We start from the raw sequence: 22,471 nt of genomic DNA on the forward strand, positions 1-22,471 counted from the left end.
TTTTAAAACAAGGGGAAAATCAATTGTTGCATAATAAATATAACGATGATATAATTTATAGTCAGGTTATCCTTGCCCTGGTCATGCAGGGCCGTTATAGTCCATAAGGAGGTGAAAGCATGCGAAAAAAGTATGAGACAATATTTATATTAAAGCCCGACCTTGAAGAAGAAGCTATAAAGGCTGAAATTGATAAGGTAAAAGGGGTTATTGAAAATGGTGGAGGACAAGTGACTTCTATAGATGAGTGGGGAATGAGAAAGCTTGCCTACGAAGTAAAGAAGTTAAAAGAAGGCTATTACGTTTTTATGACCTTCGATGCAGCTCCTGAATTGCCTAGAGAATTGGAGAGGGTTTATAAAATTAATGACAACATTTTAAGACACATTATAGTTAGAGATGAAGAATAATTAATAAGGATGTGTATTATATGTTAAACAAGGTGGTACTTATAGGACGTTTAACACGAGACCCTGAATTGAGATACACAACTAACGGAATTAGTGTTGCAACTTTTACTCTTGCTGTGGAAAGGACTTTTGCCAACAGTCAAGGTCAAAGAGAGACCGATTTTATTCCCATAGTTACTTGGAGAAAGACAGCGGAGTTGTGTGCCCAATACCTATCCAAAGGTAGAATGGCGGGAGTTTCAGGAAGAATTCAGACTAGAAGCTATGAGAATCAAGAAGGACAGAGAAGATATGTTACAGAGATAGTAGCTGATGAGGTTCAATTTTTAGGTGGAGGCGGAGAATCAAGGCAGCAACAGCCCGGTGACCTGAATGATTTTGAAAAAGATATGCCTAAAAATGATAATGATGATGATTTTATGGATATAGATAACGAGGAAGACCTGCCATTTTAAAATGCTTAAAAAGGAGGTTTAAAGCAGATGACAGAAGCTAGGAATTCGAGAAGACCTATGCATAGAAAAAAGAGAAAGATCTGTAGTTTTTGTGCGGATAAAGCTGAACATATAGATTATAAGGATATAAATAAGCTTAGAAGATATATCACCGAGAGAGGAAAGATACTGCCTAGAAGAATAACAGGCAATTGTGCAAAGCATCAGAGACAGCTTACTAGTGCTATAAAAAGAGCAAGAAATATAGCTTTGCTACCGTATACTACCGATTGATAAAACAGGGACATGTGCACACATGTCCCTGTTTTTTAAGTTTGACAAAGAAAGAACAAAAATATAAAATATTAACAACATTTTCAATGGGATCTACTATGTTCCAGTTGTTAGCTTATTTATATACAAATTTTGGAATTATGTATAAACCTTTGGAAAATTGAGCTTTTCAAAAGATATGAAACAATAACTTAATTTGCTAAAATGAGGTTTGATAAGGGTGATGAGGATAGGCTATTTGGGGCCTGAAGGGACCTTTACTCATAAGGCCGCTGTTTTGTATTGTAAACATGTAGCAGGTAGTGAATGTGAGCTAATTGAATACGATACTATAATGGATTTGATCTATTCTGTAGATGATAGAGAGATAGGTAAAGCTATTGTACCTATAGAGAATTCATTGGAAGGATCAGTAAATGTTACAATAGATATGCTTGCAAATGAGGTAGAATGTTGCATAAGTGGGGAATTTATTTTAAACATAAGACATAGCTTGCTTGCATCGCATCAAGTGCCATTAAAACAGATTAAAACTATATTATCTCACCCTCAAGCATTGGCTCAGTGCAGGCAGTTTATAATTAGAGAATTGAACAAGCCTACTGCAGAACAGACATTTAGCACTGCAAAAGCTGCTAGCATGGTTGCTGAAAGGGGTAAATATTGTGCCGCCATTGCATCAGAGGCTGTAGCTTCGAGGTATGGTTTGAAAGTTTTAGCCAAAGATATACAAGATAATGATAATAATTCTACCAGATTTGTAGTTATAGACAAGAACAATAATCCTAAATCAATTTATTATAAGACTTCTATTGTGTTCTCTGTGGATGATAGGCCAGGCAGCTTGTATGAGGTGCTTAGGATTTTTGCTGATGCTGGGATAAATCTCACGAAGATAGAATCACGTCCCATGAAAAAGATGCTTGGTCAGTATATGTTTTTTATTGATTTCCAGGGGTGTAGCGTAGATGAAAATATAGACGGGATACTGGATTACATCGATAGCAAATGCAAGTTTTATAAATTTCTTGGATCGTATCCGGTATATTTTATCTAACTAAAGACCATCAGAGGAATTGTCAGTTAAATATAGAATATATAAATCAAGTATTTTTTTGTTATTTGTTGCAAGGGGGTAGGGTATAAGAAAGTATAGATCTTATTTTAATAGGAAAATATTTCAATGGAGAAATAACTAAAAAAGACGAGGTGAAGGTTTTGCACAAACAACCCTATTTACGAGCGATATTAGAATGTATGCTGGCAGGAATAGCAATTGCGGCTATAGCTACCATGGCTTTGTCAGTATCCATATTGAACTTTATTTTGATGTTTATACCTGTGCCTATCATATTTATGATAAACAGATGGGACATAAGATTTGGAATAGCATCTCTTGCTATTGCTGTCATATTATTAGGGATGGCACTGCCGGCTATGTCAATCGTTTTTATACTATTAGTAACCACACCTCTTTCTATTGTGTTTGGTATAGCTATAAAGAAAAAATATCCTTCGTTTAGGACTGTAATAATGGGTGCTGCAGTTGTTTTGGCATCTATAGCTGTATCTATAGAGGTATTTGCATTAAGTACAGGGACTAATATATTTGAATATTTTGCTGGCCAAATGCTTGAGTTTTTTAATCAAACGATAAGCTATTATAAAAATGCAGGGATAGATAATAATACTATACGAATGATAGAGCAATTTAAAGATAATAATTTTGATTTTATAGATTTAAGCAGGATTGTCATTCCAGCCGGTATAATAATATATTCTTTAGCTTGTAGTTTTTTAAATTATTTTATTGTAATAAAAGTTTTACAAAAGTATAAATATGATGTAAGGGATATACCACCATTTAGTGAATGGAAGCTTCCGAGAGGGACAGGCAGGGGATTGCTTGGGATAAATATATTGGCTTATTTAGGTGCTTACTTCGGGTTGAATAACTTTGATATAGTGTTTGCTTCTACTTATGTATTGCTTGTATTTGTATTTTCGATCCAAGGTTTGTCAGTAATTGATTTTTATATAAGAAAGTCAAAATTGATACCATTTGTGAGGATATTGATAGATGTATTTATCCTATTATTTTTTGGGATGTTTCTAAGTATAATAGGGTTGTTGGATCAACCCATCAATATAAGAAAAATCGGGAAAGATGACAATAACTTGTCACCTTAACTGGAGGAGTAGTTTATGAAAAAAAAGAATTCTAAAAGATTTTATATTCCCGAGATTAAATTTTATTTGTTGATTATACTGATAAATACATTAATATTTTTCAGATATAATTTAACTATTGCAGTTGCAAATACAATTCTCCTTTTATTTTTAGCATATTATTATTGGAAAAGCAGTTATAGAAGGAAATTGGAATGGTCTGAATATGTAGAGAATCTTACTGAAAACATGAACACAGCTAAAAAGGCATCGGTATTCAATATACCCATTCCTCTTGTAGTTATTGAAGAAGACGGGAAGATAAGTTGGTATAATTCATCTTTTTTAAATTTGCTGGAGCCGGGTCAGGATATATTAGATAAAGAGCTGCATTCACTTGTTCCTGAATTATTGCCTAAGAAAATATTTGAAAAGGATAAACTTGAGATAAAAAAAGTATATTTTAGGGAAAAGTACTATCAAGTGTTGTGTTATCCATCAATTATAAAAAGCACCAACAAATCCCCTAAAAGAATTGCGGTTTTATACTGGATAAACATCAGCGATTATGTTAACCTAAAAGAGAGATTTGAAGATGAAAAGCCAGTTGTATGTTTTATTCAGATAGACAATTATGATGAGGTATTGCAAAATACTGAAGAAATGGATAAGACTACAGTTTTAGCGGAAATAGATAAAAGAATAGCACAGTGGGCAAATATGTTGAAAAGCTCATGGAAGAAGTATGATAAAGATGAGTATATAGCAGTATTCCAAAACTATTATCTACTTCAGCAGCAGCAGAAAAAGTTCAGTATACTAGATGACATAAGAGATATTGAGACCAGTGCAAAATTTCCTGTTACTCTGAGCATAGGCATAGGAGCAGATGGGCAAAACATGGCTGAGACTGCCGAGTATGCTAGAACTGCTTTAGATCTTGCATTAGGCAGGGGGGGTGACCAGGCTGTCGTAAAGCGCAAGGATAAATTGATGTTTTATGGAGGTAAGACCAAAGAGGTCGAAAAGAGGACTAAGGTCAAATCCAGAGTGATAGCTCATGCCCTTAGAGAACTGATAAATCAGTCAGACAAAGTGTTTATAATGAGTCATGAGATGCCGGATTTAGATGCCATAGGGTCTGCGCTTGGAATATATAGGGCTGCAAAAAGCTTGGATAAGCAGGCGTATATTGTGTTGGACAGATCTAAGGTTATGCTGATAGATAAACTCATCAGCCAGATAGAAGAGGATGAGGAGTATGATGATGTTTTTGTAAGTCCGCAGCAAGCATATGAGATGATAAATGAACAATCTTTGTTGGCGGTAGTGGATACCCATAGACCTAGCTTTACCGAATATCCTCCCTTGCTCAAAAAGACGGAAAGGATATTTGTTGTGGATCATCACAGGCGAAGTACAGAATCCATAGAGAATGCTACACTCATGTATATGGAGCCTTACTCATCATCCACCAGCGAATTGGTGACTGAGATACTGCAATATATAGTTGAGAAGGTTAAACTTACTAATATAGAATCCCTAGCATTATTGGCTGGTATAACAGTAGATACCAAGAATTTCTCTTTCAAGACTGGTGTGAGGACATTTGAAGCTGCATCATTTTTAAGGCGGGCAGGGGCAGATACTACTGCTGTGAAAATGCTGTTTCAGGATGATTTAAATACATTTATTGCTAGGGCAGAGGTGGTAAAAAACGCTGAGGTGATAGAGGAGGGAATAGTTATCTCTGTATGTCCTGAAGATGTAGAGAACCCTTCGTTAATTGTTGCTCAAGCAGCAGATGAACTGATAAATATAAGGGGTATTAAGGCATCTTTTGTGTTGTATGGAGATGAAGATGGCACAATAATAAGTGCCAGATCCCTTGGAGATATAAATGTGCAATTAATACTTGAAAAGCTTGGGGGAGGAGGGCATCTTAGCATAGCAGGCGCCCAGCTTAAGGGTATTGGCATTGAACAAGCAAAACAGAGGATAAGATCTCTTGTGTTAGAATACCTAAAAGAGGAGGAGAAAGAATGAAGATTATTTTAATGAAAGATATAAAAGGATTGGGGAAAAAAGGCGATGTAGTAAACGCTAATGATGGGTATGCTAGAAATTATTTATTGCCCAAGAAATTAGCCGTTCAGGCTGATTCAGGCAATTTAAAAGTTTTAAATGAACAAAAGAAAGCTTTAGCGAAAAAAGAAAAGAAGGAGCATAAGAACGCATGTAAGTTGGCATCAGCATTGGAAGGTAAGATTATAAATATTAAAGCGAAGGCAGGAGAGGGAGGAAGACTTTTTGGTTCGGTTACCAGCCTTGATATATCAAAAGCAATAAAACAACAGACTGATTTTGATATAGATAAGAAAAAAATTGATTTGGACGAGCCGATACGAACTTTAGGTTCTCAAAAGGTGGAAATCAGAATATACCCTGAAGTAACCGCCCAGGTAATTGTAAAAGTCGTGGAAGAGTAGAAAGGGGAATGATAATTGAAAACCATCCCGGAACAGCAGAATAGTCCAAATATAGATATAGATTTAAAGCATATGGAAAAGCAGATAGATGCTTTATATAAATTGATTGATAAGATATTTGGAAGCAGGAAACTAGAAAAGAAAGTAGAAAAAATGAAATTAGACAATATGATAAGATCTAATATATTGGAAGAGAGGGTGCTTGCTCTTCACAAGATCATTTTTGAGGATGATTCCATCCAAGGTGTTCCCAGAATGGATGATATACCTGAAATAATGAATGATATTGAAGAAGAGATTTCCGAAATATTGGCCAGGAGAACTGTTGAAACCCGGATACAAAGGCAAATAGCTGAAAAGTTGGAAAAAAGGCAGCATAAGTATATGGAGGAGATGAAACTCCAGATTTTAAAGAAGAATGCAGGTCCGGAAAATGCTAACACCCTTAAAAAATATGCCATATTGGAGAATAAGGAGAATAAAAAACTTTCCCATCACATACTGGATCTTTTAAGGCCTTCCAGTATAGATGAAATAGTCGGTCAGCAAAGAGCTATAAAAGCATTGATTAGCAAACTTGCATCTCCATATCCTCAGCATATACTGATTTACGGTCCTCCAGGTATAGGCAAGACTACTGCAGCTAGGCTGGTCTTGGAGATGGCTAAGAGCATAAAATATACTCCGTTCAGGCAGGATGCACCTTTTATCGAGGTGGATGGGACAACTTTGAGGTGGGACCCTAGGGAGATAACTAACCCTCTTCTAGGTTCAGTACACGATCCTATATACCAAGGCAGCAAGAGGGAGCTTGCAGAAACTGGTATACCTGAACCTAAAACCGGACTTGTTACTGATGCCCATGGGGGAGTGCTCTTTATAGATGAGATAGGTGAGTTAGACCTATTTTTACAAAATAAATTATTAAAAGTACTGGAAGAAAAACGGGTGAGATTTGACTCATCATATTATGATCCTGATGATGACAGTATTCCTAGATACATAAAAAAGCTGTTTGATGAAGGAGCACCGGCTGATTTTATATTGATAGGAGCTACTACTAGGCAGCCGGAAGATATTAATCCTGCTTTAAGATCAAGGGCAGCAGAGGTTTTTTTTGAACCGCTGACTGTTGATGACATACAAAGGATTGTGATAAATGCGGCAGACAAACTTAATATAATATTGGATGAAGATGTGCCTGAATTGATCAGCCGTTATACCTTTGAGGGCAGAAAAGCAGTTAATATGCTTGCAGATGCTTATGGAATGGCTTTATATGCAAAAGGACCGGATATAGAAGTGGGGAAATTACATGTTACAGCTGAAGATGTATTTCAAGTGGTACGGGTAAGCAGACTGACACCTTATGAAAAAGTTGCCCCCCAAGAAACTGCCCAGATTGGGAAAATATTCGGGTTAGGGGTATCAGGGTATATGGGTTCTATCATAGAATTTGAATCAATAGCTTTTTCCGCTAGAAATAAGGGTGAAGGCGATATAAGATTCAATGATACAGCAGGTAGCATGACTAAAGATTCTGTGATAAATGCTGCTTCTGTGATAAGAAAGTTGACCGGTGAATTCATCGGTGATTATGATATACATGTAAATTCCATAGGCGGCGGTAATATAGACGGACCCTCTGCAGGTGCCGCAATATGTCTTGTGATTTTGAGTGCCCTTAAACAGAAACCCATAAGGCAGGACATAGCAGTTACAGGTGAAATCTCGATACAAGGCAATATAAAACCTGTAGGAGGTATATTTGAAAAGATTTATGGTGCTTCTCGGGCAGGCATTAAAAAAGTTGTAATACCTTTTGAAAATAAGGATGATGTTCCTGAAGATCTTGAGGATATAGAGATAATTACCGCTAAAAGGATAGAGGATGTTATGGATGTGGTGTTTGAATAATTTATTATTTATGAGCAATTCACTAATCTTCTATTAAGATATTATATTAGCAAGAAACAGCTGTACCGAGTACATATATATTGTTTTATTTTGAAGGGCAAGAGGTGAAAACATGGCTCAGGAGATACAAATGGTTCCCCCTCATAATGTAGAGGCCGAGTATTCAGTGCTCGGTTCTATGTTGTTGGATAAAGAAGCTATATCTGAAGTTTCTGAACTGCTAAAGGGAGATGATTTCTATCTGGATGCACATAAGATTTTGTTTGAAGCAGTTTTGGACTTGTATGATGAGGGTACTCCAGTAGATCTTGTCACTATAGTAGATTATCTGAGGGATAAAAATGAGCTGGAAGACGTGGGTGGAATAACTTATATTACCAGGCTGGTAAATAGTGTTCCTACAACGGCTAATGTGAGGTATTATGCAGAGATAGTAGAAAACAAGGCAATATTGAGAAAACTTATTTTTGCTGCCAATGACATAATAAAGATCAGTTATGGAGCTTCACAAGAAGTGGATGATATATTAAATGAAGCTGAAAAGCATATTTTCAACATATCCCAAAGAAGAAGCAAAAGTGCATTTACCCACATAAAAAGCGTACTGCTTGAAAGCTTTAATAAGATAGAAAAGTTATATGCAGATCAAAACAAAATAACCGGTGTGCCTACAGGATTTATAGATATTGATAGGAAGACCTCAGGATTACAGAAATCAGATTTAGTCCTGGTAGCAGGCAGACCATCCATGGGTAAGACTGCATTTGCATTAAATATAGCACAATATGCAGCTGTTCAAAAAGATATACCTGTTGCAATATTCAGTTTAGAGATGTCCAAAGAACAATTGGTAAACAGGATGTTGTGTGCAGAGGCTAATATAGATAGCCATAAGCTTAGGACAGGGGATTTGGATGAAAATGATTGGCCTAAGCTTGCTATGTCGGTAGCCCCTTTGTCTGAAGCGCCTATTTTTATAGATGATACAGCTGGCATAAATGTGGTTGAAATGCGATCAAAGGCAAGGAGACTCAAGTTGGAGCATGATGTTCAATTGATATTAATTGATTATCTTCAGTTGATGCAGGGACGGGGAAGAACAGAGAACAGACAACAGGAAATATCCGAAATATCCAGATCTTTAAAATCCCTGGCTCGTGAATTAGATGTGCCTGTAGTGGCATTATCACAGTTAAGCCGTGCACCAGAAGCTAGAAATGATCATAGACCGATGCTGAGTGATTTGAGGGAATCGGGAGCGATTGAACAGGATGCAGACGTTGTTATGTTTTTGTATAGAGATGAATATTATAATCCTGATACTGAATTTAAAAATATAGGAGAAGTTATAATAGCAAAGCAGAGGAATGGGCCTACAGGAACGGTTAAATTGGTATGGCTGGAGCAATTTACTAAGTTTGCAAACTTGATTGGACAAGAGGGGATTTAATTTAAAAACCCCTCTTTCTTATATCGTTGCCATAGAATTTAAATATTTGAAAGTTTCCTAGTATCCTGGATATGATCCTTTCAGAGTAATTGGACATCAGTTCGTTCAAGTCAAGATTTGTAGATATTATTGTATTTTTGCAATCTAGAAGTCTTGTATTTATTATATTGAAAAGTTCTGAATTGGTGAACGAGTTTGTAAGCTCTGTTCCCAGGTCATCAATAATCAATAGATCGCAAGTAAGTAAGCTGGCCAAGTCAAACTGTTGTCCGGTAGCATTGCTGAATCTGAACTTGCGAATTATGTCGAACAATTTAAATGCAGTTTGATATATTACTATTTTCCCTTGGTCCAACAGATCTTTTGCTATGCAGTTGGAAAGGTAAGTTTTGCCTAGTCCTGGTTTCCCGTAAAACAATAAGTTTTGGTTTGAATTATCAAAATCCTGGACAAACTTTATACAATAATAGAATATATTCTCCATATTTTGTCTAGGAGATATCTTTTGACTGTCTGAAGTTTGATTAGAGTATAGGCTTATATCGAAATTATCGAAATTTTCCTGTAACAGCCTTTCACCTATATTTGATTGAGAATATGCATAATCTATCAGAGATTGTTTAAGGCATTTACATTGCTTATTTCCTATGTAGCCGGTATCTTGACATTGTTCACAGTCATACTTAATGGTTAGATAATCTGCCGGATAATTTTTATCTAAAAGCAATTGGGCTTTTTCGGATTTGAGTTCGAATATCCGTTTTTTCATTTTTTCAATAATTTGGTGTTGTTTAGAATTATTTTCTATCAATAACTTTGAGATATTTATCCCTGTTTCTGAAATCATTCGGTCTATCTCTTTTATCCTAGGTATATTAAAGTATATTTCTTTTTTTCTATTGTTTAATTCTATTTCTTTTGCATCTCTTTTTTGTTGATAATTGTCCATCACTTTTTTATATATATCTTTATTCATAATCAACCACCAAACATCTTCAAATTCTTTTCTATGATTTTTTTCTCTAGCTCTTTAAAATCGTAATCTCGTTCTGAAAAGTTGTGAAATTTATTCTTGCTGGGTTTTTTCGCCGTTTTCTTTTTTCTAAATTCATTCATAAAGTTATATGCTTCTTCTTTGGTCTTTATATTGTTTTGATACCAGTGATATAATATGGCATCTATGTATTTAAAACTCGGATTGCTTGTGTTGATTGTTGCACTACAAGCCGCAAGTATAACATCGATGGAAAAACACCATTTTTTCATCCATTTGTCCATGTACTCCATTTCGAACTTTGTGGGGAACCTGTGCAAACCCAAAGAACTCATTATTTTTTTGATATCTTTGTTGCGCATTTCTTCTTTTTTAAGCCATTGTTCGGCCTTTTCTACAGTGTTTAAACCAAGCTCTGACCATTGTATAGCTACTTTTTCAATGTATCTCATATTTCTCTTATCCATGCTTGAACAATATTCTAAAAGCATTATTATGACTTCTACTGGTAGTCTGAGCCAGTCATATAAGCTGAACAATATACTGGTATCCTGTTGTGTAAGCATTTTACCCAATTTTTGTTCTGCTGTTTTAAATAGCAATCGTATTTGTTCGCTGTTTTTGATATATATACTTATTTCTTTCGGTGAATAATTGGGCCGAGTATGAAGCACAATATTATTTGAAAGAGGCGGGGTGTCTTCCAATCTCCTGTACTCAATTGTAATACTGTTTTCTTTTTCAACTAAGGATATAGCCCCTTTTTTATTCCAATATTTCCATGCTCTTATTACATCTGATTCAAGCATGTCCAAATCGCTAGCTATTTGTGAATTTGATATATCTTGTTTTCCATTGTATAAATTGCGAAGCCCATAGAGATATACCTTTACAAATTCGCCGTTTGCTTTGGGCATATATTCATCTATGAAGGTATTTTGTATTATGGTAACACCTTTTTCACCAGTATCATTTTTTAATATCAAATCAGGCATATATAAATTCCTTTCATGGATGATAAGTGTATTTATATAATATCATACTTTTACTTGTTTTCAATACGAATAAATTAAACATGAGGGCAATAGTTCTAGCGATTTACATACATTTTAAAAACTTATTTTTTTAATGCACACAAACTGTATTTTATTTATAATTTTTTTATATACTAAGTGTGAAAAGTACTTTAAATTAAAAAAATCATGTGATATTATATTCATATGCAAATTTATTTATTCCATATATAAATTGGAGGTTGTTGGTATGAAAATTGTGATAGAACAAGACTATCAAAAAATGAGCGATAGAGCGGCTGCCATTATTGCAAGGCAAGTAATATGCAAACCAGATAGTGTATTAGGATTTGCTACCGGGAGCACACCTGTAGGGACATATAATAAACTCGCTCATATGAATAAGGAAGGCTTGGTTGATTTTTCAAAGGTTACTACCTTTAACCTTGATGAGTACGCAGGCTTAGATGAAAATGATCAAAACAGTTACAGATATTTTATGAACCAAAATCTCTTTGACCATATAAATATTGATAAAGAAAATACACATGTGCCAAAGGGGAATTTAGATAATCTAAATGAAGTTTGTGCACAATATGAACAAGCAATAGCGAACAGCGGAGGGATAGACCTTCAATTGTTGGGGATAGGACATAATGGACATATAGGATTTAACGAGCCGGGGGCTTCGTTAGATTCCTTGACTCATGTAGTGGATTTGAGCAGTAGAACTATAGAGGCAAATGCAAGATTCTTTGAGTCTGCAGAAAAAGTTCCAAGGCAAGCTATTTCAATGGGTATAAAGACCATAATGAAATCCAAACAAATAATTTTATTGTGCAGCGGAAAAGATAAATCTGATGCGATATATGAAGCATTGTTCGGGGATATCACCCAGCAGGTGCCTGCATCTATACTGCAGTTACATCCTAATATAACATTTATAATCGATAAAGATGCTGCTGAAAAGATCTGTGCAAAAGGGCTGGATAAATAGAAAGATTCAAGCGTATCATAGTTGATAATAATGTAAGTAAATGATATTATAACAACACAAAATATAAGCAAGGAGGTTGGAACATGGACAAGGTGACAGGTAAGACTGTAATAATAGATGTATTGAGAAGGGACGCCGAGACAGCTGAAATATTTATGAAACACGGTATGCACTGTGTAGGTTGTCCGTCTGCAAGTGGAGAAAGTATCGAAGCTGCTTGCGTAGTACATGGGCTGGATCCAGAACCATTGATAAAAGATTTAAATGAATTTTTTGCAAGCAAGGGAAATCAATCTAAATAGCTAAATAGCATCTGTATTTTTATAGAAGCAATTTAAAGTTTTAAAAAAGTTAGGAAACCGAGAAAAAATGCTCATAGTTTCCTAACTTTTTTAAACTTTAAAATTATTCTTCCCACCTTTAATCTTAAACAAAGAACCCTCATTGAATATTTCTTCTCTAACCTGATTTAACCCAACGGAAACCAAACAGTTAATTTTTATTGGAAAACCCTTGATATTTATATACGCATATTCGAATATTAAATTAAAAAAGCGAAAAATTATTCGGATTTGATTGACGGAACAATGCATATCTGCTACTATATAATAGGATAAAAGTGACTTTCCGATTATCCCTAATAAACGATGTGAGGGAGATTGATATGAGTAGCTGTAATACTTATGATGTAATTATTGTTGGCGGAGGTCCTGCCGGTATTTTTACAGCTTTGGAACTTATTCAAAAAAAGGAAGGACTCAAGATATTGCTGCTTGAAAAGGGGAGACACATTGAAGGAAGGATGTGTCCTATAAAATCAAGTGGAACAAAATGCGCAAAATGTAACCCTTGTTCAATAGTGAGTGGTTGGGGGGGAGCAGGTGCGTTTAGTGACGGAAAGCTTACTTTGACTACTGATTTTGGCGGAGTGTTGGATAGATATACGGGAAAGCAGGAGCTTGCTTCGCTGATAGGTTATGTAGATGACATATTTGTAAAGTTCGGAGGGACTACCAAAGTTCATGGTACGGACAAAGAGAAGATAAGAGAAATCAGAAAAAAAGCGGCGGCCGCAGATTTAAAGCTGGTTCCTGCCGTAATAAAACATTTAGGCACTGATAAATGTTTTGAAATATTAAAAAGAATGCAAGATTATTTAAAAACAAAGATTGATATAAAGACATTGGTATCTGTAAAGGATCTGATAAAAGAGAATGGCAGCATAAGGGGTGTTAAAACAGAGGATGGTAGTGTATACACTGCTGATTTTGTGGTAGCTGTTCCGGGAAGAGAGGGAGCAGAGTGGTTTAAATGGCAGACGCAGAGGTTAGGGTTAAACACTATAAATAATGCAGTGGACATAGGAGTAAGGGTAGAAGTACCTGCTGTAATAATGAAAGATCTTACTGATGTGGTATACGAGTCCAAACTCATATATTATACAAAATCCTTTGATGATAAGGTGCGTACTTTTTGTATGAATCCGTTTGGGGAAGTTGTGGTAGAAAATAATGACGGGATAAGAACGGTTAATGGACATAGTTATGCAGGACAAAAAACCGAGAATACTAACTTTGCACTTTTGGTAAGTAAAGAATTTACAGAACCGTTCAAGTCGCCTATAGCCTATGGTAAGTATATAGCTACCCTGGCTAATATGTTGGGAGAAGGTGTGATCGTTCAAAGATTAGGGGATCTTTTGAGTGGCAGGAGATCTACTCCCGGTAGGATAAATAAATGTTTGGTAACACCTACTTTAAAGGATGCTACCCCAGGAGATCTTAGTTTGGTACTGCCTTATAGACATCTTAGAAACATAATTGAGATGCTTAAAGCCCTGGATAAGGTGGCGCCTGGAGTATATTCTAAACATACGTTGCTGTACGGTGTTGAAGTTAAATTCTATTCATCTAGAGTAGAGTTGAACAATAACTTGGAAACTGAGATAAAAAATCTTTATGCAGCTGGTGATGGTGCAGGTGTGACCAGAGGTTTGGCACAAGCTTCTGCATCCGGTGTACTTGTTGCTAGAGATATATTGAAAAAAATATTGGTTTAGTTATAGGAGAGGTGTTTTAATGTCTAATTTAGCGGTTATAGGAGCACAGTGGGGCGATGAGGGTAAGGGTAAATTTACTGATTATTTAGCACAGAAAGCGGACATTGTTGTACGATACCAAGGTGGAAACAATGCAGGTCATACTATAGAAGTTGAAAATAAACAGCTAAAATTACATCTTATTCCATCAGGGATAATGTACAAAGACAAGATATGTGTTATAGGAAATGGTGTAGTTATAGATCTTAAAGCGTTGATAGAAGAGATAGAATATATAGAGTCAAAAGGTATTAGTGTTGAAAACTTGAGAATAAGTGATAGGGCTCATTTGATATTTCCCTATCATATAAAGTTGGATATATTGTCCGAAAACAATAAAGGTAATAACGATATAGGTACCACTAAAAAAGGGATAGGCCCTGCCTATATGGATAAAGTATCTAGAACTGGGATAAGGGTATGTGATATTTTCAATAAAGAAGTATTTGCCAGCCGATTAAAATATAATGTTGAAGAAAAGAACAAACTATTTACACTATTATATGATGCAGATCCATTAGATTATCAGTCTATTTTGGAGGAGTATTTGGGATATGCAGAAAAAGTAAAAAAATATGTTGCCGATACCTCAGCACTGGTGCATTCATATATGCAACAGGGGAAAGATATATTATTTGAAGGAGCTCAAGGAACTTTATTGGATATTGATATGGGAACATATCCTTATGTTACATCTTCTCATCCTATATCCGGGGGTGTTTCCATAGGTACAGGTGCGGCCCCATCTGCTTTAGACAAGGTAGTGGGTATAGTAAAGGCATATACTACAAGAGTTGGAAAGGGACCTTTCCCTACCGAGCTATCGGATGAAATTGGAGAAACGATAAGAGATAAAGGGCATGAATATGGAACAACTACCGGTCGGGCTAGGAGATGTGGATGGCTTGATGCTGTGATAGTAAAATATGCTGTAAGAATAAGTGGAATAACAGATATAGTACTGACAAAGTTGGATACTCTCAGCGGGTTTGATAAACTCAAGATATGCACCGGTTATAAAATAGGGGATAAAATAATAGAAGATTTCCCTGCAAGTCTTGAGACACTTGCACAATGCGAGCCTGTTTATCAAGAAATGGATGGTTGGACAGAGGATATTACGGGTGTTACTGATTTTGATCAATTACCGGAAAATGCAAAAAAATATGTAAACAGGATAGAGGAATTGAGCGGTAGCAAAATATCCATTGTATCTGTAGGACCGGAGAGAAAGCAGACTATAGTAAGGCATGAGATATAATGAATGATGCGAATTTAGTAAAATAGTTTGAAATAGGTGTTGACATAAATAATAAGCTGTAGTAATATATTAAACTGTGAGCCGCAATTTTTGCGCTCCGTGACCCATTAGCTCAGGCGGTAGAGCACTTGACTTTTAATCAAGGTGTCCGGCGTTCGAGTCGCCGATGGGTCACCATATTGTGGCCCCTTGGTCAAGTGGTTAAGACATCGCCCTTTCACGGCGGTATCAGGGGTTCGAGTCCCCTAGGGGTCACCATTATAAAATGGCCCGGTAGTTCAGTTGGTTAGAATGCCAGCCTGTCACGCTGGAGGTCGAGGGTTCGAGTCCCTTCCGGGTCGCCATATAATGCTGGTGTAGCTCAATCGGCAGAGCAGCTGATTTGTAATCAGCAGGTTGCGGGTTCAAGTCCCATCACCAGCTCCAGAATATTAAAAAGCCAGTCGTTTATATTATGCGACTGGCTTTTTAAGTTTTGGAAGGAGATTATATATCTAACCCACTTATTATTTTATGTTAACCATATGTGTTGACACAAGGGGACAGTCCCTCTGTGTCATTATTTATAAGCAATTCATTTACCTTGCATATAAGTCCCTGTTCAGTGGTTAAATTAAACCTCTGTAAAGGGAGCATATAATACCCGAAGCTGCGACTAATGTGCCGCACTATACCTAGTATTTGTATATAATATAGTGCGACAGATTGCGGAGCACGGAGGGTATTATATACTCCTGATACTGCTGTATTTATAAGCATAGCAACAACTCTTCTATATATGTTCTCGTTTAATGGTTAAATCCAAACTTTGATGACGTTGGTGATGATATTAACTTTAAAATTGATCATGCATATATCGTTTAAATATGCGTAAATATAGTATATGGATAGTGGGGAGGAGAAGGTACGTTGCATGAAGGTTTTCTTTATTAAAAAAGATGGTTTTGTAAAAATAATCATAATTACATTGATACTGATTATATTATTTGTTTGTATAAATATATTTTTGAATACTGCAGATAAAAACAAATCAAAACAATTATTAGAGGATAATTTCAGCCAACGGGAGATCAAAGCATCGGAATGGCTAAATGAATATTTTATGGATGTGGTTCTTGATACCGATTTAAAAAAGCTGGATGTAATGCAGAAAATCAAGTATGTCAATAATGAAGGTACCGAACTAGAAAGCATTTATTTTCATCTTTACCCTAATGCATACAAAAGCCAAGATACTGCACCTTTCGAAGAGCAGGATTTGAAAAGGGCATATCCAAACGGATTTAATTCAGGTCACATCAAAATAGATAAAATAGAGGTGAACGGCAAGGGTGCAAAATACTCCATATCCGGTCAAGGAGAAACTATACTTGAATTGCAGCTTAAAGATAAGATTAAACCTTTAGATGAGTTGGACATAGATATAAAATACATTGTTAAACTTCCCAATAGCTTAGGCAGATTTGGTTACGGTGATTTTACCATCAATTCGGCAAACTGGTATCCTGTGCTGTGTGTATACGATGATACTGGTTGGAGCAAATACCCTTATTATGCTATTGGAGACCCCTTTTACAGTCATGTGGCAAATTATAATGTAAAAATTACTGCGCCTTCTAGCTGGATTATTGCCTCTACCGGAAATGTAATGGATAAAAAAGAACGGGGAGATCTGACCACTTGGGATATAAAAGCTTTAGCTGTAAGAGATTTTGCTTTTATTGCAAGTGATAAATTTATGGTTTCATCAAAAAGCTTAAAAGATATCCAGGTGCATTCTTACTATTTTACAAAAGATTTTGGGGAAAGGGCATTGAAGTACGCATCTGATGCAATAGATGTATTTAATGAATATTTTGGAGATTATCCATATGGACAGTTTTCAGTAGTACAAACGGATTTTTTTATAGGAGGAATGGAGTATCCTAATGTTGTAATGATAGATAAAAGTCTTTATAATGATGCTTCCAAATTTCTTTTAGAATATGTAATAGCACATGAGACTGCACATCAATGGTGGTATAGCACGGTAGGCAATAATGAGATAGAGGAGGCATGGCTAGATGAAAGCCTGACTGAGTATTCTACTATGATATATTTTGAACAGGTATATGGAAAGCAAATGAGAGATGAGATATTTAAAAGTATGATAGTGGATAAATATGATAGAAATAGGGCAAAAGATAAGGAGCAAAAAGAAATCATATTGAAACCTGTAGATGAATTTGAAAATATGACGGATTATGATTCGCTGGTTTACGCAAAAGGAGCTATGATGCTGGATAGCTTGAGGAAAAGTTTAGGGGACGATGTGTTCAAAGATATAATGATGACTTATTATAGAAATAATGCCTTTGGTATATCCTCTACCCAAGAATTTATCGATGTTTGTGAACAAGTTTCAGGACAGAAGTTAGATGATTTTTTTACTGGGTGGCTGATGGATGATTGAGCTGATGAATATTTTTATATTTACAAGGTAAAATAAGGATGTAAAAAAATTTTTTTAAGGAGGATTTTACGAATTGATGTAGAATATACATATGTGTAATATTTTTGTAATATATTTGTAATAGGGTGTTAATATTATTTAAGTCTGTAGCTTAAATGCCTTCCAGAGTATTGGAAAGGAGGGGGATGAGGGTAATATATGCATTATAGATTAAGTGACCGGATGACCAAGGTCATGACCGATAAAAGAAGATTAAAGCCTAAAGCAAAGCTTACAGAAAAAGACCCGAGAATTAAAACCAAGACGACAGGTGTATTTACATATAAAGGTTTTGGCCAAGCTGTAGCGGCAAAGATATTGCCTGGGAGGCCTGAATTTACAATTAAGGATAAGTTGACTCAAGGGGCTAAGAGAATTTTGAATAAAAAATTATGGCTGAAGATGATTAGAAAGATTTTTGCTGAGCAAGGATATGCAGATAATAACACCCGAAGGCTATGTTTAGTGAAAGGGAAAAACATCAAAAAAGAAGAGCATAATCTATTAAAACCCTTGTATTGTTTGAATTTTAAAGGTTTCAAAGGGTATAGGGAGTTTTTAAGCAAAGAATTTCTTATCAATACAACAAGGAATTTTGTAAAGAATAAGGCAGCTATTGTAATAGCCTCCTGTCTCATAGCAGTTGTATTGATGGCTGCTGTAGGCAACCAAGACAAGGTACAAGCATACTACAATGTTCAGGAACAAATGACAGGTGCTTATGAGGTGAGTCTAGGTGAAAATCATCTAGGGATTGTATCTGATAAGGAGCAGGTTTTAAAGCTGATCAAAGATATCAAGGATGGGTTTCAGCAACAATATGGTACAGAAGCAGTTATATCCCAGGATATGAACATTAAGCCAGTCAGTGTTGGTAAGATAGAACTTACAAGTGAACAAGAACTAGAGGAGAATATAAAGGCTGTTATAGATATAAAAGTTAATGGTGCTGCAATAGTGGTTGATGGTGAAACCATAGCTATAGTGAAGAACAAACAGGCTGCAGAACAGATTATTGATAATATTAAAAAACCATATATAGAAGCGGTAAAGGGTGCAGAAAACGAGATAAAAGACGTTTCTATCGTTGAGGATATAGAGATAAAGAATATTCCTGTAGAATATAGCAACATACAGGATGAGGACAAGGCCTATAAAAAGATAGCGTTAGGAACAGATGATATAAAGGAATATTCTATAAAAGAAGGGGACTCTCTTTGGTCCATTGCCAGAGAAAATGATATGAGGGTGGATGACCTTAAGAAGGCAAATCCTAGACTTTTAGATTCAGAGCTAATAAAGCCGGGAGAAAAGATAAAGCTAGTGATACCTAAAAGTATTATAAGCGTTAAGACTGTTGAAGTGATTGAATACATAGACAGTATACCCTATGAAAAACAAGTAAAGCAGACATCTGACATGTATAAAAATGAGTCAAAGGTGCTAAAAAAAGGAGAAGATGGACAAAAACAAGTAGTGGCTGAGGTAGAAAAACACAATGGAGTAGAAGTAGCCAGAAAAATAATAAGTGAAAAAGTTGTTGAGCAGCCTGTAACTGAAATAGTTGCAGAAGGAACTAAACCTCTACCGCCTAAAAAAGGGACAGGCATATTAGGGATGCCGGCGAGGGGAAGAATAACTTCCAGGTTTGGGCCCAGATGGGGAGGATTCCACAAGGGGGTGGATATAGCCGCTCCTGTAGGTACTCCGATATATGCTAGTGATGGTGGGGTAGTGATACAAGCAGGATGGTCAGGTGGTTATGGACGGATGATTTTAATAGATCATGGAGGAGGGATAAAAACTAGATATGCCCACTGCAGTAGACTTTTAGTATCATCGGGCGGCAGGGTGAGAAAGGGTCAATTAATAGCTAAAATGGGTAGTACAGGCAATAGCACTGGTCCACATGTGCATTTTGAGGTAATAAAGAATGGAAGACCGGTAAATCCTTTAACCAACTTAAAATGAGAAACAGCTATCAATAGCTGTTTCTTTTTTTTGTCATTAAGGACACATTAATTACCAATGAAGTTAACATAACAATACTGTATAATATATTTGGATATTTTTATTTGTTTTTCTTTAAATGGTTCATGTAAAGAAGGGGTGTATCGATGAGGTTTAAGAGAAAGACTACATTTTTGATTTTTGTGTTTGTCTTTTTATCTTTGATCTTTATATCCAATTTCAAGGATTGTTTTTTTGTCAAATCCTACCCTATATTCAGACAAATTCAGAATATAAGCACTGCTGGTAACTATGACACATATTCAACAAAGAAAAGCGAAAATTTCATTGTGAAATACAAACGAAATGATAGTATGTATGTGGATTCGATGCTCCAAATAGCAGAGCAGTCATATGATCAGGTATCCAGCTTTTTGTCTTATTCACCTGAAAGGGGTACGGAATTGATCATATACCAAGATTCCTACCGATTGAATCGGGATATAGGTGTGCTTTCATATAAAAAGACTATGGGTGCATACAGCAAAGGAAGGATATTGATTTTATCTCCAAGAGAATGGGCAGGGGAAGATATCAATTCTGAAGATGCTTTTAAGGTGATCGATGAAAGTGGGGTTGTGCTGCATGAGTTTACACATTTAGTTGTGGATGAAATAACCAATGGAAATTATCCTTTGTGGTTTACTGAGGGCATTGCTTTATATGCTGAATACCAACTGCTAAAAAATGAATGGCACCCTGAAATAGAGGAGCAGGATATTTATTACACTATAGATGATTTGACCGATAGATTTATAGCTCTAGATGATGACAAGGCTTATAGAAAATCATTTTTAATAGTCAAGAGAATAGTTGATCAGTACGGGCAGCAAAAATTGATGGATATTTTAAACCGATTAGGGCAAGGGATGAGATTTGAAGATTGTATCAGAGAGATAACAGGTACCAAACTAGAGGAGATAGCAGATGTTTTATAAAATTAATAAAATATAATCTTATATCATGTGAATTATATGTTATAATGAATTGGAATGTCTGTATATCAGCATCAGATGCTGAAAATTTCATCAATAATGGGATAGGGGAATCCAACTTATTTTAAAAAAGTAAATAATGTTTTTTTACTTATATAAAAATTATATATAGCAAAAGTTGAAGCTGGGAGGTGAAGTTCCTGTTAATATAGATATTATCAGGATTGTAAATTGGAAAGACTATTGATTACAGGGGGAGCTAGATTAGAAGGGGAAGTAAGTGTTAGTGGTGCAAAAAATGCAGTAGTAGGCATACTACCTGCGGCTTTACTGGCAAACGATGTAAGTGTTATAGAGAAAGTGCCGTATATAAGTGATGTATTGATTTTGATAAATATAATGCGTGATATGGGTATTAAAGTGGATTTTGATAGGAAGGGAAAGGTTGTTATTGACCCTACATCTATAAATTGTTGTGAGGCTACTTGTGACATGGTAAATGAACTTAGAGCCTCTTATTATTTGATGGGAGTATTGCTTGGAAAGTATGGAAAGGTGAGGATTTCATATCCGGGGGGATGTGAAATCGGGGAGCGTCCGGTAGACCAGCACATAAAGGGTTTTGAGTCATTAGGTGCAAAGGTTACTATGAAGCACGGAGTAATAACAGCTGAAGCGGATAGGTTGTATGGGAGTGAGATATATCTTGACGTGGTAAGCGTTGGTGCTACTATCAATATAATGTTGGCAGCTGTGTTGGCAGAGGGTACTACTACAATAGTAAATGCGGCTAAAGAACCCCATGTGGTAGATATAGCCAATTTTTTGAATTGCATGGGGGCAAATGTGAAAGGGGCAGGGACTGACACAATAAGAATAAATGGTGTAGAATCTCTACATGGATGTACTTACATGGTTATTCCTGATCAGATAGAAGCAGGGACATTTATGATAGCTGCAGCTGCTACTAAGGGAGATGTGGTTATAAAGGATATAATACCCAAGCATTTAGAATCTATATCTGCAAAACTTATGGAAATGGGTGTTAAAGTACGTGAGTATGGCGATGCTGTCAGAGTCACATCTGATTCTCGACCCAAGAGTGTGACTGTAAAAACCTTGCCTTACCCGGGCTTTCCTACTGATTTGCAGCAGCCTATATCTGTACTGCTTTCGGTTGCAGAGGGAACAAGTTTGGTAGTTGAAAGTGTATGGGAAGCTAGGTATAAGCATATAGAGGAAATAAAAAAGATGGGTGCTAAGGTAAAGATTGAGGATAGAGTTGCCGTTATCGAGGGAATAGAGAGACTTTCTGCTGCACCGGTTATCGCCACAGATTTAAGGGCAGGGGCTGCGTTGGTAATAGCTGGATTGATTGCAGAAGGAGAGACTAAGATAGGCAATTTAAAATATATTGACAGGGGCTATGAAAATTTTGAGAATAAATTGATTGAGTTAGGAGCTCAGATGAGGAGAATCAAAGCTGACTGATTGTTATTTACAGTCAGC

19 protein-coding genes and 4 tRNA genes are annotated in these 22,471 nt (G+C 35.9%); 21 read left to right on the top strand and 2 right to left on the bottom strand.

The window, feature by feature from the left end; all coding sequences use genetic code 11:
• The first annotated feature begins 119 nt into the window (after nt 1-119).
• From rpsF to dnaB, 9 genes are all read left to right on the top strand, one after another.
• Nucleotides 120-410, top strand: coding sequence for a 30S ribosomal protein S6 (gene rpsF / locus PHP06_02535; protein ID MDD3839431.1), 291 nt, complete (start codon nt 120-122; stop codon nt 408-410).
• Between the two features lie 20 nt (nt 411-430).
• Nucleotides 431-865 carry a single-stranded DNA-binding protein gene (locus PHP06_02540; GenBank protein ID MDD3839432.1) on the top strand — a complete coding sequence of 145 codons (435 nt, stop codon included), beginning with the start codon at nt 431-433 and terminating at the stop codon, nt 863-865.
• Nucleotides 866-892: 27 nt separating this feature from the next.
• Nucleotides 893-1,138 carry a 30S ribosomal protein S18 gene (rpsR, locus tag PHP06_02545; protein MDD3839433.1) on the top strand — a complete coding sequence of 82 codons (246 nt, stop codon included), beginning with the start codon at nt 893-895 and terminating at the stop codon, nt 1,136-1,138.
• A gap of 223 nt (nt 1,139-1,361) precedes the next feature.
• Nucleotides 1,362-2,195, top strand: a complete 834-nt coding sequence (gene pheA, locus PHP06_02550) for a prephenate dehydratase (GenBank protein ID MDD3839434.1) — start codon at nt 1,362-1,364, stop codon at nt 2,193-2,195.
• A 161-nt stretch (nt 2,196-2,356) separates the two neighbouring features.
• Entirely contained in the window at nt 2,357-3,328 is a 972-nt protein-coding gene (locus PHP06_02555) for a DUF2232 domain-containing protein (protein ID MDD3839435.1), read from the top strand.
• A 15-nt stretch (nt 3,329-3,343) separates the two neighbouring features.
• Nucleotides 3,344-5,353, top strand: a complete 2,010-nt coding sequence (locus PHP06_02560) for a DHH family phosphoesterase (protein MDD3839436.1) — start codon at nt 3,344-3,346, stop codon at nt 5,351-5,353.
• Entirely contained in the window at nt 5,350-5,796 is a 447-nt protein-coding gene (rplI, locus tag PHP06_02565) for a 50S ribosomal protein L9 (GenBank protein MDD3839437.1), read from the top strand. Before PHP06_02560 ends, rplI begins: the two co-directional genes overlap by 4 nt.
• Before the next feature lie 72 nt (nt 5,797-5,868).
• Nucleotides 5,869-7,713, top strand: coding sequence for a Lon family ATP-dependent protease (lonC, locus tag PHP06_02570; GenBank protein MDD3839438.1), 1,845 nt, complete (start codon nt 5,869-5,871; stop codon nt 7,711-7,713).
• A gap of 112 nt (nt 7,714-7,825) precedes the next feature.
• Nucleotides 7,826-9,163, top strand: a complete 1,338-nt coding sequence (dnaB, locus tag PHP06_02575) for a replicative DNA helicase (protein ID MDD3839439.1) — start codon at nt 7,826-7,828, stop codon at nt 9,161-9,163.
• Nucleotide 9,164: 1 nt separating this feature from the next.
• Here dnaB and PHP06_02580 read toward each other — a convergent pair whose 3' ends face one another.
• Both PHP06_02580 and PHP06_02585 read right to left on the bottom strand, forming a co-directional pair.
• Nucleotides 9,165-10,139 carry an ATP-binding protein gene (locus tag PHP06_02580; GenBank protein MDD3839440.1) on the bottom strand — a complete coding sequence of 325 codons (975 nt, stop codon included), beginning with the start codon at nt 10,137-10,139 and terminating at the stop codon, nt 9,165-9,167.
• 2 nt (nt 10,140-10,141) lie between these two features.
• Entirely contained in the window at nt 10,142-11,152 is a 1,011-nt protein-coding gene (locus tag PHP06_02585) for a DnaD domain protein (protein ID MDD3839441.1), read from the bottom strand.
• A 268-nt stretch (nt 11,153-11,420) separates the two neighbouring features.
• Here PHP06_02585 and nagB point away from each other — a divergent pair, with 268 nt between their 5' ends.
• The 12 genes from nagB (at nt 11,421) to PHP06_02645 (ending at nt 22,453) form a co-directional block, all read left to right on the top strand.
• A complete protein-coding gene (gene nagB, locus PHP06_02590; protein ID MDD3839442.1) occupies nt 11,421-12,167 on the top strand; it encodes a glucosamine-6-phosphate deaminase in 747 nt (248 codons plus the stop codon).
• An 83-nt stretch (nt 12,168-12,250) separates the two neighbouring features.
• Nucleotides 12,251-12,469: a DUF1858 domain-containing protein gene (locus PHP06_02595; protein ID MDD3839443.1), complete on the top strand. Its 219-nt coding sequence runs from the start codon at nt 12,251-12,253 to the stop codon at nt 12,467-12,469.
• A 362-nt stretch (nt 12,470-12,831) separates the two neighbouring features.
• Nucleotides 12,832-14,226 carry an NAD(P)/FAD-dependent oxidoreductase gene (locus PHP06_02600; protein ID MDD3839444.1) on the top strand — a complete coding sequence of 465 codons (1,395 nt, stop codon included), beginning with the start codon at nt 12,832-12,834 and terminating at the stop codon, nt 14,224-14,226.
• Nucleotides 14,227-14,245: 19 nt separating this feature from the next.
• A complete protein-coding gene (locus PHP06_02605; GenBank protein MDD3839445.1) occupies nt 14,246-15,526 on the top strand; it encodes an adenylosuccinate synthase in 1,281 nt (426 codons plus the stop codon).
• Nucleotides 15,527-15,627: 101 nt separating this feature from the next.
• Nucleotides 15,628-15,703 (top strand) — tRNA-Lys (locus PHP06_02610).
• Nucleotides 15,704-15,709: 6 nt separating this feature from the next.
• Nucleotides 15,710-15,784, top strand: a tRNA-Glu gene (locus PHP06_02615).
• Nucleotides 15,785-15,793: 9 nt separating this feature from the next.
• A tRNA-Asp gene (locus tag PHP06_02620) sits at nt 15,794-15,870 on the top strand.
• A gap of 6 nt (nt 15,871-15,876) precedes the next feature.
• A tRNA-Thr gene (locus PHP06_02625) sits at nt 15,877-15,952 on the top strand.
• Between the two features lie 487 nt (nt 15,953-16,439).
• The gene (locus PHP06_02630; GenBank protein MDD3839446.1) at nt 16,440-17,978 is read left to right on the top strand and encodes a M1 family metallopeptidase; all 1,539 of its coding nucleotides are present in this window, start codon (nt 16,440-16,442) and stop codon (nt 17,976-17,978) included.
• Between the two features lie 198 nt (nt 17,979-18,176).
• On the top strand, nt 18,177-19,988 hold the full coding sequence (locus PHP06_02635) for a peptidoglycan DD-metalloendopeptidase family protein (protein MDD3839447.1): 1,812 nt from the start codon (nt 18,177-18,179) through the stop codon (nt 19,986-19,988).
• A 146-nt stretch (nt 19,989-20,134) separates the two neighbouring features.
• Nucleotides 20,135-20,965 carry a peptidase MA family metallohydrolase gene (locus PHP06_02640; GenBank protein MDD3839448.1) on the top strand — a complete coding sequence of 277 codons (831 nt, stop codon included), beginning with the start codon at nt 20,135-20,137 and terminating at the stop codon, nt 20,963-20,965.
• A gap of 228 nt (nt 20,966-21,193) precedes the next feature.
• Nucleotides 21,194-22,453, top strand: a complete 1,260-nt coding sequence (locus tag PHP06_02645) for a UDP-N-acetylglucosamine 1-carboxyvinyltransferase (GenBank protein ID MDD3839449.1) — start codon at nt 21,194-21,196, stop codon at nt 22,451-22,453.
• The last annotated feature ends 18 nt before the right edge of the window (nt 22,454-22,471 follow it).

The organism is Clostridia bacterium, from assembly GCA_028698525.1.
GTDB lineage: Bacteria > Bacillota > Clostridia > JAQVDB01 > JAQVDB01 > JAQVDB01.

What these genes read in the sequence shown, in the direction of transcription:
- rpsF (MDD3839431.1), top strand. Translation starts at nt 120, where the DNA reads ATGCGAAAAAAGTATGAGACAATATTTATATTAAAGCCCGACCTTGAA.
- PHP06_02540 (MDD3839432.1), top strand. Translation starts at nt 431, where the DNA reads ATGTTAAACAAGGTGGTACTTATAGGACGTTTAACACGAGACCCTGAA.
- rpsR (MDD3839433.1), top strand. Translation starts at nt 893, where the DNA reads ATGACAGAAGCTAGGAATTCGAGAAGACCTATGCATAGAAAAAAGAGA.
- pheA (MDD3839434.1), top strand. Translation starts at nt 1,362, where the DNA reads ATGAGGATAGGCTATTTGGGGCCTGAAGGGACCTTTACTCATAAGGCC.
- PHP06_02560 (MDD3839436.1), top strand. Translation starts at nt 3,344, where the DNA reads ATGAAAAAAAAGAATTCTAAAAGATTTTATATTCCCGAGATTAAATTT.
- rplI (MDD3839437.1), top strand. Translation starts at nt 5,350, where the DNA reads ATGAAGATTATTTTAATGAAAGATATAAAAGGATTGGGGAAAAAAGGC.
- lonC (MDD3839438.1), top strand. Translation starts at nt 5,869, where the DNA reads ATGGAAAAGCAGATAGATGCTTTATATAAATTGATTGATAAGATATTT.
- dnaB (MDD3839439.1), top strand. Translation starts at nt 7,826, where the DNA reads ATGGCTCAGGAGATACAAATGGTTCCCCCTCATAATGTAGAGGCCGAG.
- PHP06_02580 (MDD3839440.1), bottom strand. Translation starts at nt 10,139, where the DNA reads ATGAATAAAGATATATATAAAAAAGTGATGGACAATTATCAACAAAAA.
- PHP06_02585 (MDD3839441.1), bottom strand. Translation starts at nt 11,152, where the DNA reads ATGCCTGATTTGATATTAAAAAATGATACTGGTGAAAAAGGTGTTACC.
- nagB (MDD3839442.1), top strand. Translation starts at nt 11,421, where the DNA reads ATGAAAATTGTGATAGAACAAGACTATCAAAAAATGAGCGATAGAGCG.
- PHP06_02595 (MDD3839443.1), top strand. Translation starts at nt 12,251, where the DNA reads ATGGACAAGGTGACAGGTAAGACTGTAATAATAGATGTATTGAGAAGG.
- PHP06_02600 (MDD3839444.1), top strand. Translation starts at nt 12,832, where the DNA reads ATGAGTAGCTGTAATACTTATGATGTAATTATTGTTGGCGGAGGTCCT.
- PHP06_02605 (MDD3839445.1), top strand. Translation starts at nt 14,246, where the DNA reads ATGTCTAATTTAGCGGTTATAGGAGCACAGTGGGGCGATGAGGGTAAG.
- PHP06_02630 (MDD3839446.1), top strand. Translation starts at nt 16,440, where the DNA reads ATGAAGGTTTTCTTTATTAAAAAAGATGGTTTTGTAAAAATAATCATA.
- PHP06_02635 (MDD3839447.1), top strand. Translation starts at nt 18,177, where the DNA reads ATGCATTATAGATTAAGTGACCGGATGACCAAGGTCATGACCGATAAA.
- PHP06_02640 (MDD3839448.1), top strand. Translation starts at nt 20,135, where the DNA reads ATGAGGTTTAAGAGAAAGACTACATTTTTGATTTTTGTGTTTGTCTTT.